Below are 20,928 nucleotides of genomic sequence, written 5' to 3'. Positions count from 1 at the left end.
AAAAACAAATAAAAATGAAAAATATCACTCAAAATTTAAAGAAAGGCTTAATGGCCATTGCAATTATTTTATTTACATCAGCTGCATTTGCTCAGAAACAGGAAATTAAAAAAGTGGAGACTGTTGTATTTAATGTAGGAATGGATTGCCAAGGATGTGTAAATAAAATTGAGAAAAATATACCTTTTGAAAAAGGTGTTAAGGATCTTAAAGTTGATCTTGAAAATAAGAAAGTAACACTTGTTTATAAAACGAAGTCTACGAATAAAGAGACGCTTAAGAAAGCAATTGAAAAATTGGATTTTAAAGTGACTGAAGCTAAAAAATAATTTTGTTAAAGCTTTGGTTTGTAGAGGTTTTGTATTGGAAAATGAAGTTATGAATAATCTATATGGAAGCTCTAATAAGAGAGTTTTTTATATCATAAAATGAGTAATCATGATTTTTTAGAATGTCACATTCTATATGAATAAAGCAATAAAAAAGGCTATTAGAATTTAATCTAATAGCCTTTTGTTTTTTAATGAAGAATTTCATTAGGTTCTCTTTTAAGTTTCCATCGTTTATGTGTCCACAGCCAATAGGCAGGATCGCGTTTAATTTGCTTCTCTAGAAGCTGTGTATGTTTTTTGCTGATGTCTCCATATTGAGCTGAACGAGGATTTTCTTCGATTATATCAAATTCAATTTCATAATAGCCACGCTTGGTTCTTGTTAAATTCATGAAGATAACGGCATAATCGAACTCTACGGCATATTTTTCTGTTCCAAACATAATAGCCGTGTCTTGATTCAAAAAACGAGTCCAGAACAAATTATTATTTGACTTTTTAGGGCATTGATCACTACCAAAGCCAATCAGTAAATTTTTATCAGCATTATTCTTAAAATAATCTTTTGCTTCATTCTTCGGTATCAAATCAATTCCAAATTGAGATCTCGATTCACGAAACTTTCTATCGAAAAAAGTATTACTTAATGGCTTGAAGAGTGCAGCAGCTTGGTGTTTAAGTGATAGATTTAAGCATGCAGCTGCCATTTCCCAGTTGTTATAATGACCCGAAGCCATGACTATGCTCTTATTTTTTTTGTAAAGTTCATCTAAAATCTCAGGATTTTTGATTTTGCAACGTTCCAAAGCTTGCTCTTTACTTATGCTAAAACATTTGATGCTTTCTACAATAAAATCACAAAAGAAGTGATAGAATCTTTTTGTGATTTGCTTGATCTCTGCTTTGTTTTTTTCTGGGAAAGAGGTGTTTAAGTTCCCTAGAACAATTGACTTTCTGTAGGATAATAAGTAATAAGAAACGAAATAAAGTAAATCTGAAATTAGATATAAAATTTGAAGAGGTAATAGAGAAAGTGGTTTTATGATGAGGTAATATAAAATTCTTGTCATTTGCTTTTTTTAAGGGAGTCTGCAAATATAGAAAAGCAAAGTCATAAACAAAAGATAATCTCAATAGAAGCTCTATAAATAGAGGCTTTATATCATAATCTAGAGAGAATACGAATTTTTAGAATCTAGAATTATTATTCTTTATTTTCTACTCAAATAATATATCTTTGTGGCAAATATCAAACTATGATTAAATCTACCGAGCAAGCATATAATACAATCGATACTAAGGCGCAGGGTATACCTTATGAGGCTATCGATTATCTTAGAAATTTAGATTCGAATGAGGCAATTATCAAGAAATTGAAATACGCTTTTGAGAATGCCTATAAGGGGGAAGTGTATTATTCTAACGAACTAAGAATTATGCTACCTGCGCCTTTGTGGTATGCAGTGGTTGCTGAAAAGCATTTGCATATGGATTATGCTAACGAGTTATTAAACTTGTTTAGCGTAGAGGAAGATTGGGATTTATTGAATGAGCAAGCTGTTTATTTAGTTGGCTTAATGGCAAAGAAATTTCCTGTGGAGTTTGTTAACCGGGTTTTGGAATACATTGAAGGAAATATCGACAAGGAAAGTAAAACACCTTATATTTTTAGTTTTGAAGCCTTATATAGCGCTACTGATGATCAGTTTGGTCGCATATTTTCTATTCTTGATTTGGAAAATTTCCAATGGTTAGATCATTATATTCGAATTCTTGGAGATATTCAGCACGAAGGAACCCTTGAGAAATTTAAGGAAATGTTACCAAAATTTGAAGGAAAGCATACAGCCGTTGAGTTACAATATTATATTGATGTGATGGAAGGTCGTGAGCTTAATTTTGAAAAGGGTGTTGCCTTTTGTGAAATGCGCGATGCTGAATGGAAAAATCATTACCAACAAATGGAAGCTGTCTTTTCAAAATCAGAAGCTCCAATTCAAACAGATAAAAAAGTAGGAAGAAATGATCCTTGTCCTTGCGGATCGGGTAAGAAATTCAAGAATTGCTGCATGAATTAATATATTCCTTATTTAGGAAAGGATATATGTAAGTATAAAAAAAATGCATTTGTAACTTGAATTCAGGATTGAAATATAAGGGTGTAATTTTAAAATTTTGTGAACACTTTTATTGTAAAAGAGTATAAATTTCTTGCTTTTCCTGATAGAGAGTGATATTTATTATGTTGATCTATATTGCTGTGTAGAGATTATATGTGTTTGTTTTTTATAATGATAGTTTTTGTTTTATTGTATTGAGTTGAACCGTTTAAACATAAAAAATAAGTATGAATTTAAAAAGAATGTCATGGAGGCATAAGAATAATAAATTATTATATTATTCAGTCAATTTATTAAGACAATTGCTCCCAGTCTCTTATTATAATTCAAGATTATTATCAGAGTTAGAAAAAATAGATTCGTTTGATTTAGAGCGAGTTAATAATAGGGTTAATTATTATAACAAACTAGAAGATAGTTGTGATTTACCTTCTTCAACTGGTCGTTTGAGTGATTTGAAAATGGAAAGTAAAAAAAAGACTTACTTTTTTGATCTGTATGAGTACGCTAGATATTTTAAACAGACATTAAAGCTTATTTATCTTTTTGGTGATATTGTTCATATTCCTGATGATCCCTCTTTTGTCAAAAGTAGACCAATATCAGATAAAAATGCGAATTCTGTTGTTTTGAAGTGGGGTAAGATTCGTCATTTTATTTTTATAAAAAAAGACAGCTATGAATTTTCAGAGAAAACAAATATTCTTTTAGGTAGAGGAAAAGTTAAACCTAGGCAAACTCATAGAGCTCGGTTTATGGAGAAATATTATAATCATCCTATGTGTAATGTCGGGAAAGTAAATGATCCGACCGTTCATCCCGAATGGAATAAAGATAGGATGACTATTGAAGAACATCTTAAGTATAAGTTTATTCTCTGTCTCGAAGGTAATGATGTTGCAAGTAATTTAAAATGGGTGATGTCTTCAAATTCGCTTGCTGTTATGCCTAAACCTAAATTTGAAACTTGGTTTATGGAAGGTACATTGATTCCTGATTATCATTACGTTTTAATTAATGATGATTACTCTAATCTTGAAGAGAAGATGATTTACTATATAAATAATCATGATAAGGCTGAACAAATTGTTGAAAATGCACATAAGTACGTTGCTCAATTTAAGAATAAGCGTTTAGAAAACTTAATTTCTTTATTAGTTTTGAAAAAATATTTTGTTAAGACGAATCAGTTAAGTGAAAGTTTAAATTTGATTAAAAAGTAAATTGTTTTTATAGTATAGAAATGATTCTAATGATATAAAAGAGGATACCAAATTGATTTGGCATCCTCTTTTGAGTTTTTTGTCTTATAGAATTCTATCGAAAAGTATTCACAGAATTACAAAATTTACATAACTTTCAGAATGAAAATTTGTTATATGTTCATTTTGAAATCCCGGTAATTATCTGAGAATGTCATTATGGGGAGTTAATTTATTTTTTGTGTTATCGTCTAGCTTTATCGATCATTTTAAGATCTGCTAAAGCAATTGCTGTAACTGCTTCAATAATTACAGGAACTCTAAGTGCAATACAGGCATCATGACGACCTTCAATCAGAAGATTTTCCATTTCTGATGTGGAAATATTCATTGTTTTTTGACTAACACCTATCGATGAGGTTGGTTTAATAGCGACTCTAAAGACAATCTCGTTACCATTAGTAATACCACCATTGATTCCTGCAGCATTATTGGTTTCTGTTTTACCATCGGCAGTAAGAATATTATCGTTGTGCTGCGAACCAGTCATTTTAGCAGCTTCGAATCCTGAACCAAATTCGATTCCTTTAGTAGCTGGGATGGCAAAAATAAGATGAGAGATCATTGATTCTACTGAATCGAAGAAAGGCTCCCCCAATCCTATAGGTAGATTATTAGCTTTACATTCTACAATACCACCAATAGAGTCATGGTTTTTAATTGCCTTATCAAGTGCTGATTCAAAATCGGTAGATCCTCCAATTTCTGTAAGTTTAGCTTCAATATTCACATCACCAAGAATCTTTTTAGCAACAGTTCCTGCTACAACAAGACCTAATGTTATACGACCAGAAAAATGACCACCACCAGTGTAGTCGTTGTTTTTACCAAACTTGTGTTGTGCTACAAAATCGGCATGACCTGGACGAGGTGTATCAAGTAAATTGCTATAATCTTTAGATTGGGTATTCGTATTGTGAAATAGAATGATAATTGGAGCTCCTGTCGTTTTACCCTTAAAGGTCCCACTAAGAATGCTTGGAAAATCTTTTTCTATACGAGGCGTTGTGCCTTTTGCACCCGATTTGCGTCGACTTAAATCGGGTAATAAATCTTCTTCGGTAAGTGCAATGCCTGATGGGCATCCATCAATAGTAACACCAACACCTTTACCGTGAGATTCTCCGAATATGCTGATTTTGAATATCCTTCCGTATGTATTCATAGGGGTAATCGTTTATATAGCCAGGATAAAATCCAGCTGTGGTTTAAAAATTTGGTAATAGTAAAAACAAATATAGTAATTTTGCTTTTGCTAGATGAGGATTCATTTAGCTTATTCAGGACTATTTGTTAAGTTTTAATCCTATTGGTTTGTGTTTTGTTGACTCACTCTATTCTCATCATTAATTACGGTTAACAATAATGGCTTGATAAAAAACATTATCTTTCGATTTGAATAAAAAAAATAGCAACCCATTATAATTATAAAAGATGAGGCAAGAATTCGAAAATAATCAAGTTTGGATTTCAGATATTCCCAAAAGTGAATCTATTGTGTTTACAAATTTATTACCGAAATATAAACGGCTTTTAAATATACAATGGATTATTTTTTTTGCATTAATTATCATAGCTATAGTTGTTGCTTATTTCAAATTTGACGACATTGAATTAATCTGGTTTGGTGTAGCATTAATAGTATGGTCTGTTTTTCTACTGGCTAAATTCTCTTTTATTCAACTGGGCTTTCCTAAAAAGGGGTATGCTATTCGTCAAAAGGATTTGCATTATAGAACAGGGTTTTTAACTCACAAAACCATAAGTATTCCTTTTAATCGTATTCAACATGTGGAAATTCGTCAAGGCTTTATCTCTAAAATGCTAGACCTTTCTATCTTGAAGATCTATACAGCTGGTAATTCTGCTTACGATTTATCATTGAAAGGAATCTCGCTCCAAACGGCAGAAGAAATTAAACAGATTGTAACATCAAAGGTGAATCATGATGCATAAACAATCATTTGACATTGAACAACGTCAATCGGTTTTGGGTACATTCTTTTTTCTATTGATGAGTGTACAGAAACTTATTCGTATGTTTTGGCCTTTACTTTTGCTTTATGTGTTTAAGGGAAATGCTACGAAATTGTTGGAACCTAAGTGGATGATTGGTTTATCAATTTTAGTATTGCTTTTAATTGCTCATTCTATTTTAACTTGGTATAACTTTTATTTTCTGATAAAAGATAAAGAGTTTGTTCTTCGTAAAGGCTACTTAAAACGTGTGGTTATTGCTATTCCATTTGAGAAAATTGTTTCGATTAATTTGAAACAGAATCTTGTTCAACAAGTGTTGGGCGTTGTACAATTGGAGGTCGATTCTGCTGGTTCAAAAAAGAAAGAAGTTGCTATTTACGCTATAAATAGAGAAATTGCTGAATCTTTAAAGGAGCAACTAGCAAGCTATAAAAAGGATGCCATTGATTCAGAAGAAAATGTTGTTGATGAAGAGCTAGTAGAGGAAAAAGAGACTATTCTTCAATTATCATTTAAAGATTTATTACGTATTAGTATTGCTAAAAATCACCTAAGAGGATTACTTATTATTCTTGCATTCGGGAATAATATATATTATCAGCTTAAGGATTTATTTGAGAGTGAGATTACTTCAGCAGCTGATCAAACCGAAAATTTCTTGGAACATTCCAGTACTATGGCTTTGTTTGGATTCGTCGTTTTCGTTCTTATTATAAGTTTGATTATATCTATGGCTGAGGTATTTTTACGTTATCACGATTTCAATATGACATCCTTTGGCAATGCGTTTAGTTTGCAGTCTGGATTGCTAAAACGGAAGAATATCACAATTCCATTTTCTAAAGTTCAAAGACTTAAACGTTCTATAAATCCACTTCAAAAGTTGTTGAATATATCAGATATTCAATTGGTACAGGCTAATAGTGTTGAGGTAAGTAAGGAGAAAGACAAGGTCTCAATTCCGGGTTGTGATAATCAGAAGTTTAAGGAACTTTGTAATAAGATTTACGATGATCCATTTACTCAATCGACAATAGATTTAAAACCGCATAAAATATTTCGCTATCGTTATTTTAGCTTTTCTTGTCTGCTTATGAGTATTCCTATTATCGTTTTAGGTTTTGAGTTTACTTGCGTGTGGTATTTTGAAATTCTGATACCTTTTTTAGCAGCGATAATTGCCAATCAAATTTATAAGAGAAGGGTTTACCGTATTGGACATGATTACCTTCAAGTTCAGTCGGGAATAATAGCCAAAGATTATAGTATTATAGAAGTTTATAAAGTGCAAGCTGTACACATTAAACGGAGTATTTTTCAAAGAAGAAATGGAACAGCAAACCTAGTTCTAGGAATGGCTGGTTCTGCAGTCAGGATAGATTATATCAGATATGATGAGGCTTTAAGAATTAAGGATCAAATTCTGTATAAGATTGAGGTTACAAATAAAACTTGGATGTAAATAGAATAGAAATTTAGATGCCTTTATCTTATTTTTTTGTAAAAGATTGAATAATTTCCATAAACGCATTTCGATACATTTGACCAATTGGAATCTTACAATCTCCAATTTCAATTTGGTTTCCTTCTATGGAATCTATCATATCTAAAGCGACGATAAATGATTTATGAACTCTTGGAAATTTATTCTCAGGAAGTAATTCTTCCATCCGTTTAACGGTGATTTTACTCACTATACTTTTCGTTTTTGTATGGATTTTAATGTAATCACCAAGACCTTCGATGTATTTAATATCCTTGAAATTTAGCTTTATTGTCTTTTTATCAGCCTTAATAAAAATGAATTCTGGAATAGATTCCATGGGTTGAACAGTAGAACTTACGCTGGGTGTGCTATGAGCTTGTAACTTTTCTTCAATTTTCGAAATAGCTTTCACAAAACGAGGAAACGGAATGGGTTTATGCAAATAATCGATAACATCTAAATCGTAGGCATCCAGAGCATATTCACGATAGGCAGTCGTAATAACAACTGCAGGAGGGTGCTGCAAACTTTCAAGAAAATTTAAACCTGAAATTTTTGGCATATTAATATCCAGAAACATGGCATCAATTTGTTGATTACGTAGCACATCCATGGCTTCCAAGGCATTTTTGCATGATTTAATCAATTCTAAATGAGGAATGTCTTTAATGTATTTTTCGAGTACTTTTCTTGCATGAATTTCGTCATCAACGATGATACATTTAATATTCATCTGATTTATTTTAGGATAATAACAAGCTTAATTTAGTTGTATAAATGCCATTGTCTCTTGAAATATCGAATGTGTGATGTCCTGGGAATAAGAGATCAAGTCTTTTTTTAACATTCTTAATTCCCAAACCTCCTAGACCTTTATTTTTGTTTCCTTCTACAGAAAGATCAATAGGTGTGTCAATTTCAAGATCAATTTTATTGTCTGAAATTACTAAATTAATATTTATTTTCGAAGTTGTTTGTTCTGTAGATATGCCATGTTTAAATGCATTTTCTATTAAAGGGATAAAAAGAAGAGGTGGAACCTTATGACCAGGATCTTCTCCTTTTATATTTAAGTTGATTTCTGCTATGTCTTCAACTCTTACAGATTCTAAATCGATATAGTTTTTAATAAATTGGATTTCTTTTTCTAGATTAACCTCTTCGTCTTTGCATTCGTATAGCATATAACTTAAAAGCTGAGATAATTTCAAAATCATTTCAGGAGTCTTATTCGAATTATATAAACTCATTGAATAGATATTATTCAAGGTGTTGAATAAAAAGTGAGGATTGACTTGAGCTTTTAATAAGCTTAGTTCAGCGGTTAACTGTTTCTGTGCATTTTCAGTATATCTAAGATTTTCATCTTTTAATTTAATCCACTCTTTTACAAAATGAAATAGTGAACTCGACAGAACAAAAATGTTTGTCTTAAAAGTAATCATCATCATTACTTTACCCAAGCTGAAAGAAGCAAATCGCTTGAATTCTGTTTCTGGAAAACTATAAATAATCACGCTTAATGTGGAGATGGTTATAATCTCCATTAAGATAATACTCGATATATACTTCGAATATTTTCCTTTATTCCAATATTTAGGAATTAGGATACGGAGGTTAAAATATACTAGGCAAACAATAAAGAAGAGTTGAGTTCCTTCAAATATTAATTCTCTAGATATTCGTTCTATATCCATATCGATAAAACGACTTAATTCGAGCAATAAAAATACGCTCCAAAAGGAAAGATGTTGAATCCAACGAATTGAGAAAATATTGTATAATCTGTCTTTTAAATTCATGTTACTTTTGTTTGTAAAACAAAAAAACAAAAATTACTTCTTTAATCAACTATATTATCGATAAACAGGTTAATGTAGAATGTAAACGCTATTCATTTTAAGGGTAAACAAAGGTGTCTGTTGTTTTCTTTTTAATATCGACTTATAAGCCGTGTTGGTCGATAAAATTTACTTTTTCTATTGTGTCATGCTATTTTTGTTTAAGATTCTAAAAAACAGCAAAATCATGTTAAAAAGAAAAAGTATCCTTCTAGGAATATTAGTAATTGTGGTAACAATGGGACTTGCATTTGCATTTGCAGGTATGAAAAAAGCCCCAAAGGAAAGGAAAGTTATATCGAAAGAGATTGTAGTTCCTGTTCAAAGCATAAAGAATGCTAAAATTGATTTAAAGCTTTCTGTAATTGGAAACCTTGAAGCAAGAGATAAAGTAGAGGTTTATACTGAAGTCACAGGAATTTTGAAGTCTTCTAAAAAACAATTTTTAGAAGGTGTGAGTTTTTCAAAAGGAGAGATATTATTATCTATTCAAGATGACAAATACAGGGCTGAAGTTTATTCTAAGCGAAGTAGTTTTATGACAGAAATTGCTTCTGTTTTGCCAGATTTAAAATTCGATTATCCAGAAAGTTATTCCGCTTGGGAGCAATACTTAAAAGAATTGGATGTGGAAAAACAGTTGGCACCAATTCCTGCCGCTCAGAACGATCAAGAAAAATATTTCTTAGCAGGTAAAAATATTTACACCGAATATTACAATATTAAAAGTTTGGAGCAACAGCTTTCAAAATATTCTATAATTGCTCCTTTTTCGGGTGAAATTATAGAGTCGAACATTAAGCCAGGTACTTTAGTTATGAGCGGTCAAAAATTAGGCGAGTTTGTAAATACAAGCGCTTATGATTTAGTCGTTGGAATCGACTTGAATAATCTTGCTGGAATTAAGGTTGGAAATAAGGTGAATGTGTATTCAAAAAATACCAATGGAAATTGGGATGGTTCGGTTCGTCGAATTAGTAAAAAAGTAGATTCCGAAACGCAGATGGTGAATGTATATATTGCTGTTTCAGGAAATGATTTGAAGGAAGGTATGTTTTTGAATGCTGATATACAGCTGAAAAAAGATGTATTTGGTGTGGAAATTCCTCGTAAGTTTTTGGTAAACTCAGAATATGTTTTTATAGTTTCTAAGGGAATTGTTAATCAGCAAAAAGTTACTATAGTTCAAAAGAAAGAAGATGTTGTTGTAATTGAAGGATTGGAAGATGGTGATCTGTTGGTATTAAAAACATCAGGTATTCACAAAGGAATCGCCGTAGGTACTCAAGAACAATAAATTTACTGTTTTTAGAAAAATTCAGAATTATCTGACAATCATTAGAAAAACGATAAAATGAAGTCATTAATAAAATATTTTATAAAATATCCTTTTGCAGGGAATCTTCTAGCTGGAGTCTTTATGATACTGGGAATGTTTGGTGTGTTTTCGCTAAATTCTTCAGTTATGCCTCAAATAGATCCAGGAATGTTGACCATTACAGCGGTTTATCCAGGAGCTTCGCCCGAAGAGGTTGAAAAAGGAGTTGCATTAAAAATTGAAGATAACCTTAAGGGAGTTAGTGGGGTAGAGAAGGTTACATCATCTTCGAAAGAGAACTACTGCTCTATAATGGTTGATTTGGAATCAGGATACGATCCTAATATTGCCTTACAAGATGTAAAAAATAAGGTTGATGGAATTAGTTCATTCCCTGCAGCAGTTGAGAATATTAGTGTGTCAAAACGAGAGTTCTCTATTCTTGCCATTGCCATTGCCATAAGTGGAGATGTTGAGTTAAAAGACCTTAAAGGATATGCGCGAGCTATTGAAAATGATTTGCGAGGAATAGATGGTATTTCTCAGGTTGAATTAAGTGGTTTTCCCGATGAAGTGATAGAGGTTAGTGTAAATGAAGATGCATTAAAATCGTATAACATTACGATTGATGAAATATACAGTGCTGTTGCTGCTGCAAATATCGACCAAACTGGTGGTACTATTCGTGGTGAAAATGAGGAATTAAGAATTCGAGTTCGCGAAAAACAATATTATGCCGAAGGTTTTAAAGATATCGTAGTTCGTTCGCAAGAAAATGGAGGAACAGTTCGCTTAAGCGATTTAGCTGATGTAAATGACCAATGGGACGAAGTGCCTAACAGAACTTATATCGATGGAAATCCGGCAGTTAAAATTTCTATTACTCAAACTTCTCGCGAAGATATTTTGTTCATCTCCGAAGCAATAAATAAGTACGTAGCCGAATACAATACCAAACATGAAACTGTGAAATTAAATGTGCTTCAAGATAATTCTTCATCCATAAAAGTGATGCAGAATATTTTGGCTAATAATGGTATTGTTGGTTTCTTATTGGTTCTACTTTTCCTTTCTCTTTTCTTGAATCATCGTTTGTCGTTCTGGGTTGCCATAGGTATTCCAATTTCATTCATGGGAATGTTTATGATAGCAGGGATGTATGGTCTTACCTTAAATCGTATTTCCTTATTCGGGATGATTATCGTAATCGGTATTTTGGTGGATGATGGTATTGTCATTTGTGAAAATATATTTCAACATTACGAAAAAGGGAAATCAGCATTGCAAGCCGGTATTGATGGAACATTTGAAGTGATGCCTGCTGTGTTTTCGGCAGTATTAACAACCATCGTGGCTTTTTCTGCATTTTTCTTTATTGATGGATTAATGGGTGAGTTTTTTAGGGAACTGGCATTTGTAGTGATTTTTGCTTTGTCATTCTCATTGGTTGAAGCCTTTCTAATTTTACCCGCTCATGTTGTCCACTCAAAAGCGCTTCGTGCGGATAAAAAGGAATCTAAAATCGAGAGAATGTCATTAAAGGCAGTTACTTACTTACGAAGATGGACCTATGAGCCTTTGATTCGCTTTGCCTTGGATAATAAGTTGGTAACAATTGGTTTTTCAATTGGTTTATTTGCGATAACAGTTGGAGCTCTTCGAGGAGGAATTATTAGAACAGGAGATAGTTCTGTTGCAGATAATGATTACATCGATGTTGAATTGGAAATGCCTGCAGGAACCCCTGAAAATGAGACATTGTCTTATATGGAGAGGATAGAAAATGCAGCTATAGAGGTTGGTAAAGATCTTCAGGATAAAAGTATAAATGGAGATCCTGTAATTACAGGATCGGAGTTAAACATTACAGCTTCAAATATTGGAAAATTGAAAGTGTACTTATTAGGTACTCAAGAAAGAAATTTTATATCTACCGAATTTAGTAATTTACTAAAGGAAAAAGTAGGTGGAATTCCTCAGGCTCAATTACTCAGTTATACCCAGCAAAGCCGTTTTGGTAAGGCTGTATCTATCTCGTTACAGAGTAGTAATTTGGATGATTTGTATCAAGCTAAAAACGAATTCAAAGCAAGTTTATCTAACCTGGAAGGTTTAATGAATGTTCTGGATAACGATCAGCTTGGAATGCGCGAAGTAAAATTGAAATTAAAAGACAGTGGTTATAAGTTAGGTTTAACACAAAGCAGTCTGTCTAGCCAAGTTAGAGCAGGTTTTTATGGTAGAGAAGTTCAGCGTTTGCAAAGAGGTATTGATGTGGTAAAAGTTTGGGTGCGTTATCCAAAAGATGAACGTTCGTCAGTTGGGAATCTTGAAAACATGAGAATTAGAACTGCCAATGGTGGAGAATACTATTTAAAAGATGTTGCTGATATTATTTACGAACGAAATTTAGTTCAAATTAATCACCTCGAAGGGCAAAGAGAAATTACTGTAGAAGCTGATGCTGCTAATTCGAATGTTAATATGTCGGAAATAAACACCGAAATTGAAGAACATATTTTACCTAGTTTACAGGCAAAATATCCAGGCTTACGATTCCGTTATGGTGGTCATGAAGAAAATATGCAAAAAGCTAAGTCATCAGGAATTATTATTGCACCCGTAATTTTAGTACTGTTATTTGCCATAGTCATTTTTACATTTCGATCTTATTTTCAAACCATTTTGATTTTCACACTTGTTCCTCTTGGTTTTATTGGAGTAGGTTGGGGACATTGGATTCATGGAGTAGCATTAGATATGCCTTCGTATTTGGGAATGGTCGCGCTCATGGGAGTGATGGTGAACGATTCCATTGTGCTCATAAGTACTTTTAATGAACAATTGAAGACTGGTAAAGATTTTATGACTGCTTTATATGATGCTTGTGTTTCGCGATTTAGACCGATTGTATTAACCTCTTTAACTACTATTGTAGGTATAGCACCATTGATCGTTTCTAATCAGCAAGAAGCTAAAATGGTTATTCCTATGGCTATTTCAATGGCTTATGGTTTGGCTACAGCAACCTTTTTAAATCTTGTATTATTACCCGTATTATTGGTAGTTGTTAACTCTATAAAATGCAAATATAAATGGTTGGTAACCGGAGTAATGCCATCAAGAGAGAGTGTAGAAACGGCTGTTAAAGAGCTTGTAGAGTAAGGTTTATTTTTTAAAGAAGAGAAAATGAAGAAACAAATATTATTGATTGCACTACTGATTTTTTCCAGTATTTCATTGGTAAATGCTCAAGAAGCTTTGACCTTAGAATCAGCAATACAAATTGCTTTAGATAAAAACTTGAATATAAAGGTTGCGAAAAATCAAGCTGAAATTTCAGATAACAATGCAACAAAAGGAAATGCAGGATTACTACCATCGCTAAGTGCTAGCGGTGGAGTTAATTATGCAGAATATGCGACTGATGAAATTACATCATCGGCAGGATTGAACTTCTCTTATACGCTATTCGATGGTTTTGGCAGTAAGTACACTTATAAAATATTGAACCAGCAGAAAGAGCAGGGAAGCTTAAATGCTCGATATACAATTGAGAATATAATTTCTAACGTTATTTCTGGATTTTATCAGTTAAGCGAATCGTTTGACGAATTGGATGTTGCTTCTAATAATTTAGCCATTTCGAAAGATCGATTGTTGCGTATTGAAAGTAAATATGAGTTTGGTACCATTAATAAATTGGAAGTTCTAAATGCGAAGGTAGATTTTAATCGAGATAGTAGTAGTTACCTAAAGGCGGAACAGTCATACGAGGAATTGATTCGAGAAATGAACGTACTACTTGGTCGAAATGCTGAAATTGATTATCAGATAATTCCTGACGGTTCTGATTTTCAGAAGTTTGATATGGTAGAGTTAAAGAAGTCAGCCTTGTCTAAAAATGCTGAGTATTTGATTAAGGCAAGTCAGATGAGAGAAGATGAATTGGCAGTGAAAAAGGCCAAGTCAGGACAGTTGCCATCACTCAATTTAAATTCATCGTATTCCTATTACGAAAATAAAGTTATGGGAAGCAACTCCAATACTCAATTAACGGGTGGTGTGAGCATGAGTTTTAATATTTTTGATGGTAAACGTAAGAAAATTGAGATTGCAAATGCACGCATTCAAAAACAGAATACCGAATTGGAGTATCAGGACAAAATGTTAGAACTGGAAAAGAATTTGGTGAATGCTTACGCTGATTTTCAATACAATTTAAAAGTATTGGCATTAGAGGAAGATGCACTAGAAGCAGCACAATTAAATTTCAATACAACTAAGGAATATTATCAATTGGGACAAGTAAGTTCTACAACTTTTCGCGAAGCACAATTAAATTTAGTAGAGGCTCAAAATAATAAATCGGCAGCACGTTACGATGCCAAACAATCTGAAGTAAGTATCAAAAAAATAAGTGGTATATTATTGCAATAATGCTGGTTGTACCTTTCAAAATAAGAGCAATTCAAATAATCAGAATTTAATACATGATAAAAAAAATATAGTAGTTGTCAATTTACTATGCCTAAGTTTATCAAGTTTTGCTCAATTCGAAAAAGAGCTTTTTGGTGTCGATTATGTTAGGATAGGAGATGGCAATCTTAAAAAAATGATTGGTCATTAATTGGTATACTGACACGAACTATTTTTAACAACTCAAAATTATCAATTAATTGGGATAATATAAACTTGCGTGGAATGCTACTAGTTTCGAAATCGTTTAGGTCGAATTTGCGATTAAATGTTGGGGTGATGTACGATGCAACAACAGGTATTCCACTTTTTTACCAGCTTTTAGGATTGATAATATTCGTATTGTGAATATTGGAGGTGGACTTAGTTTAACTCAGAATCTCACAAAACATCTAAAGTTAAACGTGAAATCAGGATATACTTTTTATCGCAAGTTTGAATTCCGTGACGATGAAGATGCTATTATGGAGTTCGATTTGGATAATGATTTATATTTAAAAGTAGGGCTCTCAATAGGTCTTTAGTTTTGCTTTTTATAATCTTGTTTCTTGATAGGAGCTTAATATATTTCTTAAAGTATAAACATACCACGTAATACTTGTTTAGTAATTGAATTTTAGTGAGGATTAAAGTTGGCTTTTTTGTATTTTAGCAATCTTGAATATATCGATTACTAACAAAAACTAACACAAGGTGAAAAGAACATTCCTTTCATTATTTGCAGCGAGTATTTTATTAAGCTCATGCAATTCCGACAAGTGTGGCAAAACTGAAGCAAACGAGAATCCATTTTTTGCTGAATTTAACACACCATATCAAACAGCTCCGTTTGATAAAATCAAATTTGAACATTACAAGCCAGCGTTCCTTGAGGGAATGAAACAGGAGACTGATGAGGTTTTGGCTATTGCTAACAGCAAAGAAGAGCCTACTTTCGAAAATACGATTGAAGCGTATGAAAAGACGGGACGATTGTTGTCTAAAGTAAGTAACATCTTTTATGGTGTTAAAGGTTTTAATACCAATGATTCTATTGCTAAGTTAGCCAAAGAATTATCACCACTTTTAACTAAGCATAGTGCTGATATTAGCCTTAACGAAAACTTGTTTAAGAGAATTAAAACAGTTTATGCTAAGAAAGATGATTTAAAACTTTCTGTTGAGCAAAATACGTTGCTAGAGAAAATGTATCAAGGGTTTGTACGTAGTGGTGCCAACTTTGATGCAGATAATAAAGCAAAACTTCGTGAGATTGATGGTAAATTAGCTATACTAACCATGAAATATGGTGATAATGTATTGGCCGAGACGAATGCTTTCGAGTTGGTTATCGATAAAAAAGCTGATCTTGCTGGTTTACCAGAGTCTGTTATTGGAGCTGCTGCTGAGAAAGCAACTGCTGCGGGTAAAGATGGTAAGTGGATGTTTGGTTTAGATAAACCATCTATGCTTCCTTTCTTGCAATACTCTGATATGCGTAACTTGAGAGAGAAATTGTATATGGGTTACGTAAATCGTGGTAACAATAATAATGAATTCGATAATAAAGAGATTGCTAAAGAAATTGTAAACTTAAGACTTGAGAGAGCTAAGTTATTTGGATTTAAAAACCATGCAGCTTATATTCTTGATAGAAACATGGCTAAAACGCCAGAAAAAGCTCTAGAATTATTGAACAAGCTTTGGGATAAAACATTGCCTAACGCTAAGAAAGAAGCTGTTGAATTACAAAAAATGATTAATAAAGAAGGTGGCAAATTTAAGTTGGCTTCTTGGGACTGGTGGTACTATTCTGATAAAGTAAAAAAAGCGAAGTATGCTTTAGATGAAAATGAATTACGTCCTTATTTTGAGATTAATAATGTACGTGATGGTGCTTTTGCTTTGGCAAATAAGCTTTATGGTATCAAATTTATCCAACGTAACGATATTGCTAAATTTCACGAAGACTGTCAAACTTGGGAAGTTCAAGAAGCTGATGGAACTCATATTGGTATTTTTTACTTAGATTATCATCCTCGTGCATCTAAGCGTGGTGGTGCTTGGATGGATTCATTCCGTAAACAGTCGGGTACAGGAACTGATAATGAAGTTAGTCCAGTAATCATGAATATTTGTAATTTAACTAAGCCCGTAGGCGATGGACCAGCTTTATTAAGCCCTGATGAGGTTACTACAGTATTTCATGAGTTTGGCCATGCACTTCACGGATTTTTATCTAAATGTCGTTACAACACATTATCTGGTACTTCAGTATCTCGCGACTTTGTGGAGTTACCATCTCAAGTAATGGAAAACTGGTGTTTCGAGCCAGAAATGTTAGCAATTTATGCGAAACATTACAAAACTGGAGAAGTTATTCCTGCCAAATTGGTTGAGAAAATTCAAGCTGCAGGTAAATTCAATCAAGGATTTGTTACTCTTGAGTATCTTGCTGCTTCATTACTTGATATGAAATATCATACTTTAACTGAGCCATTGACAGAAGATGTAATGACTTTTGAGAAGAACTATTTTGATAAAATGGGATTAATTTCTGAGATCTATCCAAGGTATCGTTCTACTTATTTTAACCACATTTTTGCTGGAGGATACTCTGCAGGTTATTACGCTTATATTTGGGCTGGAGTTCTTGATTCTGATGCTTTCCAAGCATTTAAAGAGACATCTTTATTCGATAAAGCAACTGCTAAATCTTTCCGTGATAATGTATTGTCTAAGGGTGGAACAGAAGATCCAATGGTACTTTACAAGCGCTTTAGAGGTGCTGAACCAAGTATCGAGCCATTATTAAACAAGAGAGGTTTGAACTAAACCTACTTATATCATATTTGATAAATCCGATTCACGAAAGTGGATCGGATTTTTTTGTTTTAATTTTTGTTGCTAAAGCTTCAATCTTAGTACATGGTAGGTTATCTTTGATGATTAAATATGAGATAAGATAGTTATCTGTTAATTCAGCGAAGTCTATCTATTATAAATTAAATATACTTTCGATGAAGATCTTTTTCGATGTTCTTAATATCTATTATTTTCCTCAGTATCTTCCTGTTTTTGAAGAGCTCAATAGTCGTGGTCATGAGTGTCGTTTTATTGTTTATTCTAAAAAGAATGATAAGGCTAAAATGACAGAAATGCTTGAGAATCTTAAGATTGATTATGTCTGGGTTTATGATTACAACGAAGCTAAAGATCTGTATTTGAATGAGCAACCTAATTGGATTTTCTTTGGGAATGAGTTTCCTCACCTCGATGAAATTCATAAGGCTTCTAAAACAGTTCAAATGGGGCATGGTATTGGACCAAAACCTAGTTATTATTTAAAATCGAAAACCCCGATGACAGTTCGATTTATGGAAGGTGATTTGCGATTGAAGAATATTATTAAAATGTTTCCTAATGATAAATTTGAGCAAGTTGGATTTTCTAAGCTCGATCCAATTTATAATAAAACAGAAAAGGGTATTGATTTAGTTAAAGTTGGTCTTGATCCGAACAAACAAACGCTTTTATACGCACCAACCTTTAATCCTACATCATTAGGATGTTTTCCTCAGGATTGGCCTAAGGAATTTGAGGATTACAATATTTTAATAAAAGTACATGCTTTAACTTTATCGAGAGATCGTTATAAGAAAGAGCAAAAACTAATTAAGCAATGGGCTAGCTATCCTAATGTTTATGTGGCAGGGATCGATGAGTTTTCCTTGGTTCCATTCCTAGTTTCTGCAGATGTTTTAATTAGTGAAGCATCGTCAACTTTGTTTGAGTTTTCAGCATTAAATAAGCCTGTGGTTATTTGTGATTTTTATGATTTGAAATGGTCTTATAAGGGTATATTCAAATACCGTTTTGAAGAGCGTTTTGGGAAGGATTCTGTTATTTATAATGATTTGGGAGCTCATGCTAAATCATACAATAATTTGAAGGAAAAAGTGAAGGAGGAGTTAAGTCATCCAAGTAATTTTGAAATAAATAGAAAGACATATACTCGTGATCATGTTGGACCTACAGATGGGAAAGCATCGATACGAATTGTCAATTATATAGAAGAGAATATGTAAAAATAAAGGCTTAAGTTCAGAAAACTTAAGCCTTTATTTAAAATTTATTTTTTTCCTATTAGTTTGAGCGTATCTTTTAGAATGGTTGAACTTACACTTTTTGTATATGGGAAATAGATCATTTCGCAAGTCACTGGAGGGTATTTTCCTTTCCAATCATCACCAACCGAAATGGCATCAATACCATATTTATCAACAACTTTTTGTTTGTTCTTATCTTCTTGAGGAATCACTTCATCAACATATTTGATGGATGAAATAATCTTAGCCCTTTCTTCGTAAGGAATAACAGGCTTTTTACCTTTGGTACTTAAAATAAGTTCATCTGTTGAAACGCCAACAATTAAACGATCGCAGAGTTCTTTTGATTTTTTAAAGATGTTTAAATGACCAAAGTGGTATAGATCGTAACAGCCAGACGTGTAGATTGTACCAAATTTCTTTTCAGACTTAGGTAAATTTGCTTGAATGGTCTTTTTTATCAGCTCTAATTGCTCAGCGTTAATTGAGTTATGATTTTGGGTGAAATCAATAGGCTTTGGCCAATCAGTATCAACAAATTCTTGAGAATGATATGAAACTGTTTGGCTATAACGAGGGATCACATGGAAATGAACTTCAGGATCGGACATCATCAACATGTTGTAGTTGATTTTATCGTAGTTAAAAGCTTTTTTAGCGCTTAGTTCTATGTCTTTGCTTACAACAGATAATTCAGAGTTAGCTTCTAAGCTAATTTCATGAAAATTGTGTTTCTCTTCTTTACAAATTAGAATCATTGAGCCAAGAGTTAGTTGTTTTTCTCTTGCTAACAATAACCAATGTTTGTATTCTTTGATAAGTGTGCGTGGGTAACCGAATTTTTCTAAAGTATCTTTAAGCATATATTTTGTATCACTTGATAAGCTATGTTAAACATGTAAAATAAGTATTCCTTTATCTTATTTTACGTGATGAGCACAAAATTAAACAAACATCTATTTAATGCAAAAAAAGACCTTTGAAATTAAGATGTTGAATCGTTAAGCCGATTAATATTTATGATTCTTCAATAAAGCCTTTAAAATAGTGTATGGTTTTTATAAGTCCCTCTTCTAGTTGAATCTTAGGTTCCCAGTTGTTTAGTTTCTCTTTCGCAAGACTAATATCAGGTTGGCGTTGCATAGGATCATCCATTGGCAATGCTTCATGAATAATTTTTGATGTGGATTGAGTTAATTCAATTATTTTCTGTGCTAACTCAAGAATAGTAAACTCATAAGGATTACCAATATTTACCGGACCAATGAATTCTTTAGGTGAGCTCATCATTCTTATTGCTCCTTCAACCAAGTCGTCAACATATTGAAAACTTCTAGTCTGTGAACCATCACCATATATTGTAATGTCTTCACCTCTCAAAGCTTGCATAATAAAATTAGAAACAACACGACCATCATTGGGATGCATATTTGGTCCGTAGGTATTGAATATGCGCATGATTTTAATATCAACCTGATTTTGATTGTGGTAATCCATAAATAAGGTTTCAGCACAGCGTTTTCCTTCATCGTAGCAAGAACGTATTCCAATAGGATTTACATGTCCCCAGTAGGATTCTGTTTGAGGATGTACGTTAGGATCGCCATATACTTCACTAGTTGAAGCCTGTAAAATTCGAGCCTTAATACGTTTGGCTAAACCTAGCATGTTAATAGCACCCATAACCGATGTCTTGGTTGTTTTTATAGGATTGTATTGGTAATGAACTGGCGAAGCGGGGCAGGCTAGATTATATATTTGATCTACCTCAGCAAAGTAAGGTTGAATTACATCGTGACGAACTAATTCAAAATAGGGATGTGAAATTAGATGTTCCACGTTACGTTTGTTACCCGTAAAATAATTGTCAAGGCAGATAACATCATTGCCTTCTCTTATTAGACGATCGCATAAGTGTGAACCTATAAATCCAGCACCTCCTGTAACAAGTATTCGTTTCATGTTTATCTTCTTTCGTTTTATTGTTTTTGATATATCTGTTTAGAGTACTAATATCTGAAA

At 32.7% G+C, this 20,928-nt stretch carries 17 protein-coding genes and 1 pseudogene; 12 read left to right on the top strand and 6 right to left on the bottom strand.

Going from position 1 to position 20,928, the window contains the following annotated elements; genetic code table 11:
- The first annotated feature begins 14 nt into the window (after positions 1-14).
- Entirely contained in the window at positions 15-329 is a 315-nt protein-coding gene (locus EMN46_RS15120; protein ID WP_154201656.1) for a heavy-metal-associated domain-containing protein, read from the top strand.
- Positions 330-520: 191 nt separating this feature from the next.
- On the opposite strand, the gene EMN46_RS15115 is transcribed toward EMN46_RS15120, so the two are convergent.
- A complete protein-coding gene (locus EMN46_RS15115; protein ID WP_154201655.1) occupies positions 521-1,402 on the bottom strand; it encodes a lysophospholipid acyltransferase family protein in 882 nt (293 codons plus the stop codon).
- A 186-nt stretch (positions 1,403-1,588) separates the two neighbouring features.
- Between EMN46_RS15115 and EMN46_RS20305 the strand changes: the two genes are divergently transcribed.
- Together EMN46_RS20305 and EMN46_RS15105 are read left to right on the top strand one after the other, a co-directional pair.
- The gene (locus EMN46_RS20305; RefSeq protein ID WP_304505424.1) at positions 1,589-2,410 is read left to right on the top strand and encodes an SEC-C metal-binding domain-containing protein; all 822 of its coding nucleotides are present in this window, start codon (positions 1,589-1,591) and stop codon (positions 2,408-2,410) included.
- A 269-nt stretch (positions 2,411-2,679) separates the two neighbouring features.
- Positions 2,680-3,675, top strand: a complete 996-nt coding sequence (locus tag EMN46_RS15105; RefSeq protein ID WP_154201654.1) for a glycosyl transferase family 90 — start codon at positions 2,680-2,682, stop codon at positions 3,673-3,675.
- 223 nt (positions 3,676-3,898) lie between these two features.
- Here the strand turns inward: EMN46_RS15105 and EMN46_RS15100 are convergent, their stop codons facing one another.
- On the bottom strand, positions 3,899-4,879 hold the full coding sequence (locus EMN46_RS15100; RefSeq protein WP_154201653.1) for a chorismate synthase: 981 nt from the start codon (positions 4,877-4,879) through the stop codon (positions 3,899-3,901).
- A 269-nt stretch (positions 4,880-5,148) separates the two neighbouring features.
- Between EMN46_RS15100 and EMN46_RS15095 the strand changes: the two genes are divergently transcribed.
- Both EMN46_RS15095 and EMN46_RS15090 read left to right on the top strand, forming a co-directional pair.
- Positions 5,149-5,670 carry a PH domain-containing protein gene (locus EMN46_RS15095; RefSeq protein ID WP_154201652.1) on the top strand — a complete coding sequence of 174 codons (522 nt, stop codon included), beginning with the start codon at positions 5,149-5,151 and terminating at the stop codon, positions 5,668-5,670.
- Complete coding sequence (locus EMN46_RS15090; RefSeq protein WP_154201651.1) at positions 5,660-7,156, top strand: PH domain-containing protein; 1,497 nt, start codon at positions 5,660-5,662, stop codon at positions 7,154-7,156. The genes EMN46_RS15095 and EMN46_RS15090 overlap by 11 nt, the downstream gene beginning before the upstream one ends.
- Before the next feature lie 28 nt (positions 7,157-7,184).
- Here EMN46_RS15090 and EMN46_RS15085 read toward each other — a convergent pair whose 3' ends face one another.
- Positions 7,185-7,913, bottom strand: coding sequence for a LytTR family DNA-binding domain-containing protein (locus tag EMN46_RS15085; RefSeq protein ID WP_154201650.1), 729 nt, complete (start codon positions 7,911-7,913; stop codon positions 7,185-7,187).
- A gap of 10 nt (positions 7,914-7,923) precedes the next feature.
- Entirely contained in the window at positions 7,924-8,982 is a 1,059-nt protein-coding gene (locus EMN46_RS15080) for a sensor histidine kinase (protein WP_154201649.1), read from the bottom strand.
- Positions 8,983-9,208: 226 nt separating this feature from the next.
- Between EMN46_RS15080 and EMN46_RS15075 the strand changes: the two genes are divergently transcribed.
- From EMN46_RS15075 to EMN46_RS15050, 7 genes and pseudogenes are all read left to right on the top strand, one after another.
- Positions 9,209-10,318 carry an efflux RND transporter periplasmic adaptor subunit gene (locus EMN46_RS15075; protein WP_195715284.1) on the top strand — a complete coding sequence of 370 codons (1,110 nt, stop codon included), beginning with the start codon at positions 9,209-9,211 and terminating at the stop codon, positions 10,316-10,318.
- Between the two features lie 57 nt (positions 10,319-10,375).
- The gene (locus EMN46_RS15070; RefSeq protein WP_154201647.1) at positions 10,376-13,504 is read left to right on the top strand and encodes an efflux RND transporter permease subunit; all 3,129 of its coding nucleotides are present in this window, start codon (positions 10,376-10,378) and stop codon (positions 13,502-13,504) included.
- Positions 13,505-13,528: 24 nt separating this feature from the next.
- The gene (locus EMN46_RS15065; RefSeq protein ID WP_154201646.1) at positions 13,529-14,779 is read left to right on the top strand and encodes a TolC family protein; all 1,251 of its coding nucleotides are present in this window, start codon (positions 13,529-13,531) and stop codon (positions 14,777-14,779) included.
- 186 nt (positions 14,780-14,965) lie between these two features.
- Positions 14,966-15,166: pseudogene (locus tag EMN46_RS20480) on the top strand (hypothetical protein); the annotation flags it as partial.
- The gene (locus EMN46_RS15060; protein WP_154201645.1) at positions 15,163-15,342 is read left to right on the top strand and encodes a hypothetical protein; all 180 of its coding nucleotides are present in this window, start codon (positions 15,163-15,165) and stop codon (positions 15,340-15,342) included. The pseudogene EMN46_RS20480 and the gene EMN46_RS15060, both read left to right, overlap by 4 nt.
- Before the next feature lie 169 nt (positions 15,343-15,511).
- Entirely contained in the window at positions 15,512-17,632 is a 2,121-nt protein-coding gene (locus EMN46_RS20475; RefSeq protein ID WP_368667555.1) for a M3 family metallopeptidase, read from the top strand.
- Between the two features lie 185 nt (positions 17,633-17,817).
- Positions 17,818-18,885 carry a CDP-glycerol glycerophosphotransferase family protein gene (locus tag EMN46_RS15050; RefSeq protein WP_154201644.1) on the top strand — a complete coding sequence of 356 codons (1,068 nt, stop codon included), beginning with the start codon at positions 17,818-17,820 and terminating at the stop codon, positions 18,883-18,885.
- 44 nt (positions 18,886-18,929) lie between these two features.
- Here the strand turns inward: EMN46_RS15050 and EMN46_RS15045 are convergent, their stop codons facing one another.
- Together EMN46_RS15045 and EMN46_RS15040 are read right to left on the bottom strand one after the other, a co-directional pair.
- Positions 18,930-19,769, bottom strand: coding sequence for an adenylyltransferase/cytidyltransferase family protein (locus EMN46_RS15045; protein ID WP_229130389.1), 840 nt, complete (start codon positions 19,767-19,769; stop codon positions 18,930-18,932).
- A 154-nt stretch (positions 19,770-19,923) separates the two neighbouring features.
- Positions 19,924-20,868, bottom strand: coding sequence for a UDP-glucuronic acid decarboxylase family protein (locus tag EMN46_RS15040; RefSeq protein ID WP_154201643.1), 945 nt, complete (start codon positions 20,866-20,868; stop codon positions 19,924-19,926).
- Between the last annotated feature and the right edge of the window lie 60 nt (positions 20,869-20,928).

Origin of the sequence: Ancylomarina sp. 16SWW S1-10-2 (genome assembly GCF_009669305.1) — a bacterium.
Lineage (GTDB): Bacteria > Bacteroidota > Bacteroidia > Bacteroidales > Marinifilaceae > Ancylomarina.
Note: the sequence above shows the minus strand (reverse complement) of the source record. Positions and strands in the feature narration are given on the sequence as shown.